The following is a 14,516-nucleotide window of genomic DNA, read 5'->3' on the forward strand; positions in this document are numbered from 1 at the left end:
AAAAATGAAAATATTTAATAAGATATATGTTGTTCTTTTTGCTTTTTCAATAATCGTTTCTTGTGATGATTTTTTAGAAGAAGATCCAAAAAGTGAAATTTCTGAATTTAAAACAGAAAAAGAATTAGAGCTTGGAGCAATTGGGCTCTATGAAGTGTTAAATGATAATTTTATGTACGGATTTAACCTAGGTATTCTAGGTGAGCTGGGTACAGATACATTTACAACTGAAAGTGCGAATCTAGATTTTGAAGCTTTGGATAGGTACGAAATATCAGATACTTATGGGGAGCTTTTGGAGACTTGGAGGTCGTCTTATAGAGGAATTGCAAGAGCTAACTTTTATATAGACCAATTAGAAGGTGTCAACTTCTCAGAAACTGTTAAAAATGCTTTTGTAGCAGAAGCTCGAGGTCTTAGGGCTTTGTACTATTTTCATTTGGTGCGTATGTTTGGAGAAATACCTTTAGAGACTGAACCAGCAAAAAACTTATCAAAAATATATACGCGCGCGCCAGTAGAAGATATTTATACTCAAATTGTAGCAGATTTACAATTTGCGAAAAGTAATTTACCCATTACGGCAGAATCAGCTGGAAGAATTACCTCTGGTGCAGCCCATGGTTTGTTGGTAAAAGTATATTTAACCATGGCAGGACAACCACTTAATAAAGGAGTAGAATATTATAACCTTGCTTTACAAGAAGCTAACGAATTTATAGCATTGGCTGATGGAGGTACTTACCCTTATGGTTTATTAGATCAATATGAAGAAGTTTTTAGGGAAACTAAGGAAAATAATAAAGAAATCATTTTTGATGCACAAACCATAGCAGGTGAGTTAGAAGGTAATCGTTGGGGTAAATGGGGTGGTTATGCAGGAAATAACGCTGGAGTAGTAAATGCTATTGATAACGCAGGATTTAAACAACCAAAAGTTATGCCTAGTTTTTATGAAAGTTATGCCAATGAAGATATTATCAGACAACGAAGAAATGCAACAGATTCTAGCTATAAAACAAATGGTACATTTAAAACAAGTAAAAAGGTAGAAACATTTACCATTGCTAAGTTTAGATTAGAGCCTGATAGTTTTGATATTAATGGTGAGTTTGTTGGGTTTCAGGCACCCTTAAATATACCAATTTTGCGTTTTGATGATGTGTTGCTTATGGCTGCAGAAGCTGAAAATGAAGTAAATGGACCAGCTAACGCTTATGCAAACCTTAATAGAGTTAGATCTAGAGTAAATTTAACAGCTTTTGATGGTTCTAATTTTTCAAGTTTGTATCCTGATTGGCAAGCTGAAGATGCTGGTATAAACTTAACCGACCCTCAAGATGCATTTAGAGAAGCTATTTTTTGGGAGCGAGCATGGGAATTGTGTTATGAAGGACATCGTAGATTCGATTTGGTACGTTGGGGAAGACTGGTAAGTACTGTAAAGAATGTGGTCAGGCCAGATTTTGTTACTAAGAATAACGGTTTTAGTGATAACCTAAAAGTAGTTTCACCAGAAAACATACAAGATTTTCATGTGTTATTTCCAATACCAGCTATAGAAATGAATATTAGTAACAATAATTTTGGGCAGAACAACCCTGGCTATTAATATTTTAAGGGTAATATGTAACTTAAGTAAATGTCTAAAGAAAAAAGTGTTGGTTACAATTAGTTTCGGTGTAATTCTTATAAGTTAAACATAATTACCCTATAAGTATGATATTTTACCATTAATAATTGGTCTAGTATCTTAATTTTAATAAATTATAACTAAATAATAATTAAAAATTATGAAAAAAACTTTACTTATTTTAGGATTGGCTTTTTTTGCTGTCCAATTAAATGCACAAACAATATCGGCGAGTGATGTGTTAATGTATCTAGATTTTGAAGATGATTTTGTTGACAGTGCAGGTAATTTTGCTTTTAGTATTAGAGATGGAGCGGCTACTGATGTAACTTATAATGTGTCAGGTAAGTTTGGTAAATCTGTAGCGTTTCCTGGTGCAGGAGGTTCTGCCTATACTTCTACATCTGCGAGTAATGGAACATTTGAGAATTCAAATTCTCACACTATTGCTTTTTGGATAAAGGTTCCTGCTTTACCAACTTCTAATAATGATTTTCTTCATCAGTTTGCTGGGGATGGAACAAACTCTAGAGTTCATTTTAGATACGGTAGTGCTAAATTCTCTTCATTTGGTAATGGTAGTGCTTCACTAGTTGAAAATAACCCAGCGGTTACAGCTAATACTTGGCATCATATTGTTATTAGATTAGATGTTGAAGGAGAAGCAAAACGTAAATTGTTTTTAGATGGTACACAAATAGCAACTAACCCACTTAATGATCCTTATGATAAAACAGGAAGCGGTATAATAACTGTAGGTTCAAATAATGCGGATAGCAATGTTGTAAATGGAGAAATAGATGATTTACTAATCACATCAGAGGTTTTATCCGATGCCCAAATAACACAGATTATGACAAATGGTGTACAGGCCTCTTTAGATGGTGCATTAAGTGTTTCAAGTGTGAAAAACGACAGTTCAGTTAAGGTATTTGTTAATAACGATATTTTAACATACCAAACACCATCAAAAGTTAACTCATCAGAAATATACAGTATTACTGGGCAAAAATTAATAGACATTAAAAATGCTAGTAATAATCAAATTGATGTGAAGCAATTAAGTACAGGCATTTATATTTTACGCTTAAGCTCTGAAGATAAAGTTTCGACTAAAAAGTTTGTAGTCAACTAATCTTATTAAAATAAATTTAGTAGTTTTAAAAAACAGGTAGAGCATAAATAAATGCTGCCTGTTTTTTTTATTAAAAGAACTTTTTATCATAAGAAAACTTTAAATTGAATGATTTTGAGTAAAAGTTGAAATAAAACAATATATTAATGAGCGTATTAAATTTTAATTTTAGCATAAACTAAATAAACCATGAAGATTAATAAAACTTTTTTTACCATTTTAACCATAGCAAGCTTGTCAATTGTATCATGTAAGCAAAAGCAAAAAGAAGAGAATGCGGTTAAAAATACTGATGCTGTAGAAAGCAATATTGCAGGAAGCAAGGTATTGAATTCTAAAGATTTTGATACTGTTATAAACAACAAAACCATAAAATTATACTGGCTTAAAAATAAAGATTTAGAATTGGCCATTACAAACTATGGCGGACGTTTTGTAGGGCTTTGGACGCCAGATAAAGATGGAAAAATGACCGATGTTGTTGTGGGTATGGGTAATATCAAAGATTTTGTAACTTCTTCTGAGCCGTATTTTGGAGCAACCATTGGTAGAGTAGGCAACCGTATTGCAAAAGGTAAGTTTTCAATTGATGGTGTGGAGTATAGCGTACCAACAAATAATGGAGAAAATGCTTTACATGGCGGTTATAAAGGATATCAAGATGTAGTTTGGGATGCAGAACAAACAAATCCTTATACATTGGTGTTAACCTATAATTCTCCAGATATGGAAGAAGGGTTTCCGGGGAATTTAAATGTTAAAGTAACATACACTTTAACAGATGCAAATACTGTGAATATGGAATATGAAGCCACCACAGATAAACCAACGGTGGTGAATTTAACCAATCATGCCTTTTTTAATTTGAATGGAGAGGGTAGTGGTACTATTTTAAATCACAAAGTTCAATTTAATGCTGATGCTTTTACACCAGTTGATGAGGGGCTTATACCAACTGGAGAACTAAGACCTGTTGCAGGCACACCTTTTGATTTTACAACACCACATACCATTGGAGAGCGAATTGGTGTTGAAAATGAACAGTTAACCTTTGGTGCTGGCTACGACCACAATTATGTATTAAGAGAACAAGGAGGAGAAAACATGATACATGCCGCAACAGCTATTGGAGACCTATCGGGTATTATTTTAGAGGTTTATACCCAAGAACCAGGACTTCAATTTTACTGTGGAAACTTTATGAAAAGTAACAATACGTTTAAAGGAGGTAGTAAAGATGATTATAGAACAGCCTTTTGTTTGGAGACGCAACATTATCCAGATGCACCAAACCAACCTGAATTTCCTTCTATACGTTTAAACCCTGGAGAAACATATCATACAGTGTCTGAATATAGATTTTCTAAATAAATCAAAATTTGAAAATATGTGAGTTGTCTTAAAAAACAGCCTACATTTAAGAATAAAATTTAGATGAAACCGTTGAAGCTTGCTTCAGCGGTTTTTTGTTGAGTCCTTAGTTGTTTTATCCAGAAAGGTTTTAAAAACTTTGTAGGTCTATTTTGCTAAATTCTATACATCCAAAATCAAGACAAGATCTTTCTGGATACAAATAGTTTTGTTTTTAAATAGATTTTAGGCTATAACATTTATTGAGTCCAAATTAATAAGATTTAACTTAAAGATACTTAACTTTGATGTTATAGCAATAACCCGTTATGTGCTTTGAGTTAAAATATCTTTCGAGATGTCAGTTCGAGTGATTATTTGATAAAATAATCGTATCGAGAACTCATTTTAATTGTGAAATTTATTCGAATTGATAAAATTTCAGTAAAATGCACAACAGATAGGCTAGTATATTTTAAGAGGAAATAGAAAAAGTCGAAATGCGTTGAATATTCATAAAAGGGTTTCACTTATAATCATGTTCATTCGCAAGCGTAGAAATAACTTATAAATAGAATAATTTGCAGTATTTTGATTTAACATCATCATTATCTGAGGTAGAAACCTATCTAAAAGAAAAGGGTTTGCTTCAATTAGATGAAGGGGTGATAACTATTGAAAAACCGGGTGAGGGTAATATGAATGTGGTGTTACGTATTAAAACAAACAGGCAGTCCTTCATATTAAAACAATCGCGTCCCTATGTTGAAAAATACCAGCAAATTGAGGCGCCTATAGATCGCATTGCTGTTGAAAATGAATTCTACAGAGCTATTCAAAATACAGCTTTAAATGCCCACACACCTAAAATTTTACATTTTGATGAAGTCAAACATATCCTGCTTTTAGAAGATTTAGGCACTTGTGAAGACATGGTTACTATCTATCAAAAAACAGCCATCTCAGAAAAAGAATTAGAGAAACTCATTTCTATTGCAGCTCTTATCCATAGAGCAGTAATACCTAAGAGTTTTCCTGATAATATGGAGATGCGTCAACTCAATCATCAGCATATTTTTGTGTTGCCATTTATGAAAGACAATGGGTTCTCTTTGGATACTGTTCAAAACGGACTTCAAAAAATAGCCGAACCTTATAAAAAAGATGAAGCTTTAAAGGCGATAATTCATAATATAGGAGAAAAATATCTAGAGGTAGGAGACACCCTTTTGCATGGTGATTATTACCCTGGTAGTTGGATGAAATCAGATGATAATCTATATATCATTGACCCAGAATTCGGCTTTGTAGGTTTTGCAGAATTCGATTTGGGTGTTATGGCAGCTCACTTAATTTTAGCCACTTCAAAAAAGAAGTATTTGAAAAAAATACAATCGAAATATGAAGGTGAAATAGATGAGAAATTAATGACTCAAGTGGCTGGTATCGAGATAATGCGTCGATTAATAGGTCTTGCGCAATTACCCTTAGAACGTACCATTGAAGAAAAAACGAAGCTTTTGAAAAAAGCATATAAAATGATAATGCTATGAAAAAGCAATTCGTACTAATAGTTTGTATTTTGATGCTAATTATTGCTTGCAAAAAAAAGGAATCAATAATTAATTTGAAATCGCCACTAAAAGTGGGGTATTTTAGTGATACCCTAAAGTTATCGGATGCTGAACGTTATGATAAAATTTTAGGAGCCTTGGTAGGGTCTGCTATAGGAGATGCCATGGGGGCGTCCACAGAAATGTGGCACAGATATGATATTCAACTTAAATATGGTTACATTAATGGATTAACACCCGCAATTCGTAATCAATCACCCGAAGGGACTTGGGCACACAATCTGATGGCAGGAGCAACCACCGATGATACCCGTTGGAAATACCTTATGGTGAAATATTTTTCGACTTATAAATCAGAATTAAATGCTACTAATTTTGCCAAATTTATTTCAGAGTATTACGAGCATTTGGTGAAGAATATAAGTTCTAAGGAAACTCAAAAAAATCCAGATGCATTAGATAATGAAGTTGAAAAATTAGATTGGATTAAAGAATGGGCGCGTGTTGCAATAGCTTATCAAAAAGGTTTTGAAACCTATCAAAAAGCGCAAAACAGGTTTTATGGTGGAGAAATGTCTTGTGCGGGGCAACTCTATACCCCTATGTTTGGTTTGTTGGCAAATACCCCTGAAGCAGCATATCATTTGGGTTATGAGCACACGCTTTTCGATTTAGGATATGCTAAAGACATATCAGCATTGGTAGCAGCAATAACCCATACTGCAATGCGAACTCAAAATATAGATTCTATCATAAATACCGTTGCTTTTGTAGATCCACACGATTATCAGAATAGCAGGTTAATAGGTAGAATTACCTATTCAATAACAGATGCATCCGTTAAAAATGTATTGAATGTAAAACAATCGCTTTCCACAGGCTCTTTAGAAGTTATAGATTCACTTATACCCAGCATGCCAAAAGGTTTTAAAGGCACTGAAAATGATTGGGTGTTTCAAGAACTAATTTACCAATCTTTAGAAGAAGATGAAAAAGCAATTGCTTTTCACACAGGTGAAATATGGCAAATCCTAATAACATCTTTACAATTTGGAGCAGGCGATTTTACAAAAACCATGCAATTCATAATTAATTATGGACGTGATAATGATACCGTTGCAGCAATTGCAGGCATGATTTTAGGCGCAAAAACGGGGTATTCAAATTTGCCTAAAGATTTAAAAGAAGAAGTTGTTAAAGTAAGTAAAGTATATATGGGCATTGATTTGGAAGCATTGGCAAAGGAAATGGCTAGTGTGAGTTATAACTAAATAACGAATTCAATTTATAATACAAAAATCGGTTTTAGTTATAAAAACCAAAAACAAATCATCATCCTTAAATGCTTCCCGTATTTTTTGATAAGCAATACGCATTTGCGATTCTACCGTTTTTATAGAAATTTTTAATTGATCAGCAATTTCTCGGTATTTAAGCCCTTCAATTTTATTCATTTGTAAAACCTCTTTACAGCGTTCAGGAAGTAATTCAATAACAGATTTTAACTTTAATATGCGCTGCTCGATAATTTCAGAATCGTCATTTATTCTACTGTTTAAAGCACGTTCCTTAATCTCGTCAAAAAAAGATTCTCTACGTTTTTGTTTTCTGTAAGTATCTATGTAAGTGTTGCGTGTAATACTGTATAAATAGCTTTTAAGAGATTTTTCAGCATTTATTTTTTGTCTATTGGTCCATAGAATTATAAAAGTTTGTTGCACAATATCTTCAGCTTCTTGCATGTCGCCAGTAAAGGTCATAGCATAATCTAGAAGCATTTTATAATAGCGTTTAAATAATGCCTTGAATGACTTCCTATCGCCCTTTTTTATGTTTTTAGCTAAAACCGAATCGTCTAAAGGTAGCTTCAAAATTTTGGATTAATTCTTTGGATGAAACAAAGGTGAAAAAAAAAAATTGAATTTTTATTAAGGGTTTAACAATAAATTAACGTATCGTTAGTATATAGTTTAAAGAAAAGCGAGTTCCCCTTGAAAAAAATAATTGTAAAATTTATAACCAATACCATAACAGATCAAGAGTTAAAGACCCTTAGAGATTGGTTGAAAAAGGAAAAAAATCAAAATACATTTGAGCATTATATTAAAGATTATTATGATGTTAATGTACTAATGACCAAACCAGATATTGATAAAGCCTATAAAAAATTATGGGAAACTATCAATAATGAAAAGAAAGTAAGAAAGATAGCTCCAGTTTGGTTTAGGTATGCAGCAGCGGCGGCTGTTGTATTAATGTTTTCTATAACATATACCTTTTTAAGTAAAAATGAACCTGTAATTGAGGTTACAGATACCATACAAGAATCTATTGCTCCAGGTACAGATAAAGCAACTCTAACGCTAGCAGATGGTAAAGATGTAGCTTTAGAAAAAGGACAGTTATATCAAGCCAATAGTGTTACCAGTAATGGTGAAGAAATAGTTTATAATAAAACAGCAACTGAAGTTATTGCATATAATTACTTGACTACCCCACGAGGCGGGCAATTTCAAATTACTTTGGCAGATGGGACACAGGTATGGTTAAATTCTGCCTCTAAACTAAAATACCCTGTAGCCTTTAAAAAAGGAGCACCTCGTGAAGTAGAATTGGTTTATGGTGAAGCTTATTTTGATGTTTCAACAAGCGAAAACCACAATGGGGCAACGTTTAAAGTACGATCTAATTTACAAGAGGTAGAAGTTTTAGGAACCGAGTTTAATATAAAAGCCTACCAAGATGAAACCGAGGTTTATACCACTTTGGCCGAAGGTAAAGTTGCTGTAAGCAATAATAAATTTAAAGAAAATTTAAGTGTAGGTCAGCAATCTGTTTTAAACAGTACAACAGAAAATATAGAGATTAAAGTTGTTAACGTTTACAACGAAACATCTTGGAGAAAAGGCATTTTTGCTTTTAGAGACAAACCTTTAAAAGACATTATGAAGGTTATATCCAGATGGTATGATGTAGATATTGTTTTTGAAGATAAAACATTAGAAACGATAACCTTTAACGGTGTTTTAAGTAAAAAAATGCCACTTGAGGATATATTAACACCCATAAAAAAGCACACGGATTTAAATTATAAAGTATATGACAAAAAAATAGTTCTAGACTAAAAAAATATAAAAGCAAAGGGACAAAGGTTATACCGCTCAAAGTACTCTACTTCATCCCTGATTATGTATTAATTAAATGTTTAACTAACACCTTACAAATTTATGAAAATTAACATTACTAAAGGGGTTTTCTTTTTAAGAAAGCAAACTCAAACTTTTATTATGAGAACAGCACTACTATTGTTTTGTTCCACAGTTTTTAGTTTTTCCCCAATAGACATTCTTTCACAAAACACCAAGATTGTGATAGATGAGGATAAAACGGTAACTGTCGATCAAATTTTTGATATGATTCAAGTACAAACGGACTACACATTTATTTACCGGTCCAATATGTTTAAAGATTACCCTAAGGTACATCTTAAAAAAAGTGTTATAGAAGCTAACGCTTTGTTGGAATATGCTATTTCTGATAACGATTACAGTTTTGAATTACTAAAAAACAACACCATTGTTATAGAGAAGAAGTCTGAAGATTTAAAAGTAGTCCAGCAAATAATAACAGGACGTGTTACAAATGAAAACAATACTCCATTAGCGGGTGCCACTATTATTATAAAAGGTACAACTAAAGGAGTTAGTTCAGATTTTGATGGTAATTATAATATTTCTGTATCCAATAGCAGTGCCGTTTTGGTGTTTTCAAGCTTAGGTTTTCATACACAAGAAATAACTGTGGGCAGTCAAACAGTTATAAATGTTATAATGAAAGAATCCGCAAGCGAATTAGATGAAGTTGTACTAATAGGTTATGGCAAGCAAAAAAAGAGGGATGTTATTGGTTCTACAGCAAGAGCTACAGCCAAAGATATTGCGTTACAGCCAACCAATAATGTATTATCAGCACTACAAGGGGCAGTACCAGGCTTAGAAATCTTTAGCGATGCAGGAGGGCAACCTGGATCACCAATAAGTGTACGTATAAGGGGTATCAATACTACCGACAATAGTGTTCAACCACTTATTTTAATAGATAACGTTCAGGGTGATTTATCATTGGTAGCACCAGAAGATATTGAGTCTGTTGACGTTTTAAAAGATGCAGCAGCAACCTCAATTTATGGTTCTAGAGGTACACATGGGGTTATATTAGTAACAACAAAACGTGGTAAAGACCAAAAAGGGAAACTTTCTTTCCAGGCCTATACTAGTTTTACGCAAGCTACAAAATTTATTGATGTATTAAATAGAGAGCAATATATAGAACTAAGAGAAGAAGCCTTTGCAAATGAGGGAGAAATCCTAGATGAATTTAGCGCACCAGATTTGTTTTTACCCTATGATGCTAATGTAAATACCAATTGGGCAGAAAACATATTCAAAGATGCTGTTGTAAAAAATTATAACCTTAGTTTTTCGGGTGGCTCTAATGGTATTAATTACTTCATCAGTGGTGGTTACCGAGATGAAGAATCTCATGCCATAGGTGATTTTGGGCTTGAACGATTCAATATGCGCGCCAATATAGATGCTAAAGTGTCTCAAAAATTATCAGTTGGTGCAAGTTTAGCTTATACCTCTACCAACAACAGAATGTTTGACCAATTTTTAACACCGTCAGTATTTCAAGCCTTACCTATGATTCCATTTAACGATGAATTTGGAAATACAAACTTAGATATCATACCAGATCGTATAGGCAATCCAAACCGTATAGCTACCCAATATACAGACATTAAAAGCACCCAGTTTTTAGGGAGTGTTTATATAGATTACAGTATTTTGGACAATCTTAACTTTCATACCGATATTAGTTTTAGTACAGGAAATACAAAGTCTGATAATATTAGACCAACAACATCTGATCGTACTAGGAATGACAGAGCCTCTGCAAGCTTTAATTTTTCAGATGCCAATACCTTTAATATAGAGCCTAGATTAACCTATACTAAGCAAGTAAATAAAAACCTGTTTACAGCATTGTTGGGAGGCACCTACTTAAGTAATGATGCCTCTAATACAGGAATAAATATAATTAACACCGAAAATCCTAACGATAATTTAAACACCATTTTAGAAGGCGAAGTTAATTTTAGAGATTATAATGAGTCGCCTTATCGTTTTAATTCTGTTTTCGGAAGACTTAATTACGATTATAATAAAACCTATTTTCTACAAGCATCCATTAGACGCGATGGGTCTTCTAGATTTGGAGACAATAACAGGTTTGGTAATTTTTGGTCTGTAGGGGGTAGCTGGATTGTATCAGAAGAAGCCTTTGCCAAAGATTTGTTGGGAGAAAACACCTTTTTAAAGCTATATTCTAGCTACGGTACTACAGGTACAGATGCCGTAGGTAATTTTAACTTTTTATCAACAAGCTCTTCGCCTTTTTTTGGTGGCTATAACGATGCCACCACCTTACAGGTAGATAGAATAGCCAACCCAGATTTAAAATGGGAAGAAACCAGTAAGTTTAATGTTGGGCTTACCCTTAACACTTGGCGTAATAGGCTAAATATAAATCTTGAGTACTACCGCTCTATCACTACAGACATGCTTTTTAATTCACCCATAAGTAATGTGGCTGGTTTTTCAAGAGCACAAGTTAATTTAGATGGCGAAGTTGAGAATAAAGGTATAGAGCTATCTGTAACAGTAAAGCCTATACAAACCGATAACTTTTTATGGTCTAGTACATTTACCATAAGCACCATTAAAAATGAGTTGTTGAGCTTGCCCAATATAGAATTTGCAAGAGGTTTTGTTCAAAACCGATTCAAAGTGGGCGAAACTTTAGAACGCATTGCTGGTTATAACTTCTTAGGGACAGACCCAGATACAGGAATTCCTTCGTTTGAAGATTTAGGCGAGCCTGGTTTAATGAGGGATTCTGAAGATTATGTAACCATTGGTAAAACACTGCCTGATAATTATGGAAGCTGGTTAAATACCTTTACTTATAAAGGTCTAGATCTTACCGTACAAGCACAATTTGTTAACGGCGTAGATAAAACTTATGGACTTGATCTTATTGGTGGAGATACTCGTAATACAAACACCTTGGTGCTAGACCGTTGGCAACAACCAGGTGATATTACAGATATTCCTAGAGCGTCATTACCTGGCTCTGAGGCATATACACAGACTGTTAATTTATTGCGTAGCTCTTTTGCTTATGATGATGCCTCTTATATAAGAATAAAAAACATTACGTTGGGTTATACGTTGCCTAAGTTGTTGGGTGAGAAAATAGACAATCTTAGACTATATGCTACAGGATATAACCTGTTTACCATAACAGACTTTAAAGGTGGCGATCCTGAAACAGGAGGTACTTTTGCACCAATGGCTAAAAGCTTCACTTTAGGGTTAAATCTTTCTTTTTAATTATTAAAAATAAAAATATACAGAAATATGAATTTTCACAATAAAATACTAAAAACAGTTACAGCATTTGTAGGGCTATCTATGTTACTGTGCTCTTGTGAGAGCAGTCTTGATGTAGATCCGCCTGGAACAACCTTAATAGGAGATTTGGCGTATGCTGATGAAAGTACCATAGCTGCCTCTATGAATGGTATCTATTTTACTATGGCAAGTGAAGGAAACTTCTATAGCGGTGCTTTTAATGGTGATCTCTCTAGTCTATCAGATCAAGCCAAATTAGCAACAACTACTGATGCCAATATTATACAGATTGCAAAAAATAACGTATTAGCAGATAATCTTACAGTACAATCTATATGGGAAAACAGCTATAGAACTATTTATCAGGCAAACGTTTTTTTAGAGAAAGTATCAGGTAGAACAGATATTGACATCACTCTTAGAGATCAATTTTTGGGAGAAGCTAAATTTTTACGTGCCTTATGTTATTTTCAGTTAGTGAATTATTATGGTGCAGTACCTTTAGCAACTACTTCTGATGCTATAACAAATGCCAATTTATCAAGAACAGCCGATACTGAAGTTTGGGATTTTATTCAGTCTGAGCTAGAGGCTTCCATAGGATTACTACCAACCAGTATTGATGCTCATGATTCTAGTCGTTCTAGAGCTACTAGTGCAGCAGCACAAGGCTTGTTGGCAAGAGTGCATCTATATAGACAAAATTGGCAAGATGCCATAACTATGGCAACCGCTGTTATTAATAACCCAGAGTATAGTATAGATTTGCCTGTTCCTGGCGATTTTATTTCGTTATATGATGACGACGTTCCAGAAACCGTTTTCGAACTGTTTATGGGGGAATTTGGAAATTTTGTTTCAGACATATTATTAGGTTCAGCATGGGATGATCCACAACTTTTTTTAAGAGATAAGTTTGTAAATAGTTTTGAGGCAGGTGATTTACGTGGCGATGCTTTTGTAGTTCCTGCAGCAGATGGTAATTTTGCTTATAATAAGTTTGACAATGACTCTGGTCTTAATGATGATCGCCAGAAAATTATTAGGCTTTCAGAAATGTATTTAATACGCGCAGAGGCAAGCTTGCAATTGCCATCTCCAGACCTTACTACTGCTACTGATGATATTAATGAAATTAGAAATAGAGCTGGTTTAGCTGATACTGCTGCAACTACCAAACAAGATTTGTTAGATGCCGTTGCGCAAGAGCGTTATATAGAACTAGCTTTTGAAGGACACCGTTGGTTCGATTTAATTCGTACTGGTAAGCTAGACGAAGTAATGTCTGCCGAAAAACCAGATGATTGGAATCTTGCAGATGATAGATACATGCCAATTCCAGATGCTGAAATTGGTGTTAATCCTAATTTAGGAAATTAGATTGCTATTATGTAGCCAATTTTTACCAGAAATGACCATTGGTGATTTCTGGTAATATTGTGAGTTCCATAGTTTTTTAAAAATTGACGAAGTATTGTCAAGATCTTAAGGCTGTTTTATAAATATAGAGTAACCTCTCAAATATGGCCTGTCTTGAATCTGAACAAAAAAATGAGGGATTATTTTTATATAAACCTGAGTTGGATAAATATTGATTACTCGAACTGAGGTTATAAAGACAAATAACTGTCACAATAAGATTGATGTTTTAAATAGAACATACAAATTAAATAAGGAAATAATTTGAGTTTAGAATTATTTGAGTTAGTTAGTAAAACCACCCATTTATTTTATGGGTGGTTTTTTATGTCCTGTCGCCTTCCTAAAAAGGTTGATATCCTTTAAATTGAATCAAAAAGGATAAGATGAGCTGTTGGCTTTTATTGATAAAAAAAGAATGAATGTCTTGTTAAATTTGTGAGTTTGAAATAAGTCTCACAAAACAAAACTCTTATAAATTACTGATAAATAGTGTTTTGTTATATCGATAAAGCAAAGTTGTAAGTCTTTCAACTGTGCTCAAGATAAGCTTGCCCCTTGAGAGTGCTTTAGGGGTGTTTTGAATTAATTCATTAAAACTCCAAAAAAGCGGCACTTTTACTATCGCAAGAAGATTATAAAATTTATGAAGTAGCCGAAATGGTTAGCTATAATTCTAAATCTAGTTTTGGTAGAAATTTCCAAAAGCAATTTAATATGACTCCAACAGAGTATAAAAAGACATTAACAAATACCAGTACTACGAAATTGGATGCTTAGTGTTTACTAAAAACTGATGGTTTTATAATATCTTAACCCCAATACGTTTTGTTTCAGAAAAGCTGTATTTTCAAGTTATATTAATCGTAATTGAATATCCTTTTAAACATAAAGTGTTTTTGACCCGAATCGCTGAAATATGAATTATT

Annotated in this window: 9 protein-coding genes and 1 pseudogene; 9 read left to right on the forward strand and 1 reads right to left on the reverse strand. The window is 33.4% G+C overall.

Going from position 1 to position 14,516, the window contains the following annotated elements; translation table 11 throughout:
* The first annotated feature begins 4 nt into the window (after positions 1–4).
* The 5 genes from Q0739_RS09755 (at position 5) to Q0739_RS09775 (ending at position 6,963) form a co-directional block, all read left to right on the forward strand.
* Entirely contained in the window at positions 5–1,612 is a 1,608-nt protein-coding gene (locus tag Q0739_RS09755) for a RagB/SusD family nutrient uptake outer membrane protein (RefSeq protein WP_298238537.1), read from the forward strand.
* Positions 1,613–1,793: 181 nt separating this feature from the next.
* The gene (locus tag Q0739_RS09760; RefSeq protein WP_298238538.1) at positions 1,794–2,768 is read left to right on the forward strand and encodes a LamG-like jellyroll fold domain-containing protein; all 975 of its coding nucleotides are present in this window, start codon (positions 1,794–1,796) and stop codon (positions 2,766–2,768) included.
* A gap of 189 nt (positions 2,769–2,957) precedes the next feature.
* On the forward strand, positions 2,958–4,139 hold the full coding sequence (locus tag Q0739_RS09765) for an aldose epimerase family protein (RefSeq protein ID WP_298238539.1): 1,182 nt from the start codon (positions 2,958–2,960) through the stop codon (positions 4,137–4,139).
* A 560-nt stretch (positions 4,140–4,699) separates the two neighbouring features.
* A complete protein-coding gene (locus Q0739_RS09770) occupies positions 4,700–5,671 on the forward strand; it encodes a phosphotransferase (protein ID WP_298238540.1) in 972 nt (323 codons plus the stop codon).
* Positions 5,668–6,963 carry an ADP-ribosylglycohydrolase family protein gene (locus tag Q0739_RS09775; RefSeq protein ID WP_298238541.1) on the forward strand — a complete coding sequence of 432 codons (1,296 nt, stop codon included), beginning with the start codon at positions 5,668–5,670 and terminating at the stop codon, positions 6,961–6,963. Before Q0739_RS09770 ends, Q0739_RS09775 begins: the two co-directional genes overlap by 4 nt.
* Positions 6,964–6,972: 9 nt before the next feature.
* Here Q0739_RS09775 and Q0739_RS09780 read toward each other — a convergent pair whose 3' ends face one another.
* Positions 6,973–7,563: an RNA polymerase sigma-70 factor gene (locus Q0739_RS09780; protein ID WP_298238542.1), complete on the reverse strand. Its 591-nt coding sequence runs from the start codon at positions 7,561–7,563 to the stop codon at positions 6,973–6,975.
* Positions 7,564–7,683: 120 nt separating this feature from the next.
* Between Q0739_RS09780 and Q0739_RS09785 the strand changes: the two genes are divergently transcribed.
* The 4 genes and pseudogenes from Q0739_RS09785 to Q0739_RS15060 form a co-directional block, all read left to right on the forward strand.
* Complete coding sequence (locus Q0739_RS09785) at positions 7,684–8,817, forward strand: FecR family protein (protein WP_298238543.1); 1,134 nt, start codon at positions 7,684–7,686, stop codon at positions 8,815–8,817.
* 102 nt (positions 8,818–8,919) lie between these two features.
* Complete coding sequence (locus Q0739_RS09790) at positions 8,920–12,147, forward strand: TonB-dependent receptor (protein ID WP_298238544.1); 3,228 nt, start codon at positions 8,920–8,922, stop codon at positions 12,145–12,147.
* 27 nt (positions 12,148–12,174) lie between these two features.
* Positions 12,175–13,548 carry a RagB/SusD family nutrient uptake outer membrane protein gene (locus tag Q0739_RS09795; RefSeq protein ID WP_298238545.1) on the forward strand — a complete coding sequence of 458 codons (1,374 nt, stop codon included), beginning with the start codon at positions 12,175–12,177 and terminating at the stop codon, positions 13,546–13,548.
* A gap of 657 nt (positions 13,549–14,205) precedes the next feature.
* A pseudogene (locus tag Q0739_RS15060) lies at positions 14,206–14,367 on the forward strand (AraC family transcriptional regulator); the annotation flags it as partial.
* Positions 14,368–14,516 lie beyond the last annotated feature (149 nt).

Origin of the sequence: uncultured Algibacter sp. (assembly GCF_947487605.1) — a bacterium.
Lineage (GTDB): Bacteria > Bacteroidota > Bacteroidia > Flavobacteriales > Flavobacteriaceae > Algibacter_D.

Excerpts from the sequence above, each read along its gene's own strand:
- Q0739_RS09755 (WP_298238537.1), top strand. The coding sequence starts at position 5 with ATGAAAATATTTAATAAGATATATGTTGTTCTTTTTGCTTTTTCAATA.
- Q0739_RS09760 (WP_298238538.1), top strand. The coding sequence starts at position 1,794 with ATGAAAAAAACTTTACTTATTTTAGGATTGGCTTTTTTTGCTGTCCAA.
- Q0739_RS09765 (WP_298238539.1), top strand. The coding sequence starts at position 2,958 with ATGAAGATTAATAAAACTTTTTTTACCATTTTAACCATAGCAAGCTTG.
- Q0739_RS09775 (WP_298238541.1), top strand. The coding sequence starts at position 5,668 with ATGAAAAAGCAATTCGTACTAATAGTTTGTATTTTGATGCTAATTATT.
- Q0739_RS09790 (WP_298238544.1), top strand. The coding sequence starts at position 8,920 with ATGAAAATTAACATTACTAAAGGGGTTTTCTTTTTAAGAAAGCAAACT.
- Q0739_RS09795 (WP_298238545.1), top strand. The coding sequence starts at position 12,175 with ATGAATTTTCACAATAAAATACTAAAAACAGTTACAGCATTTGTAGGG.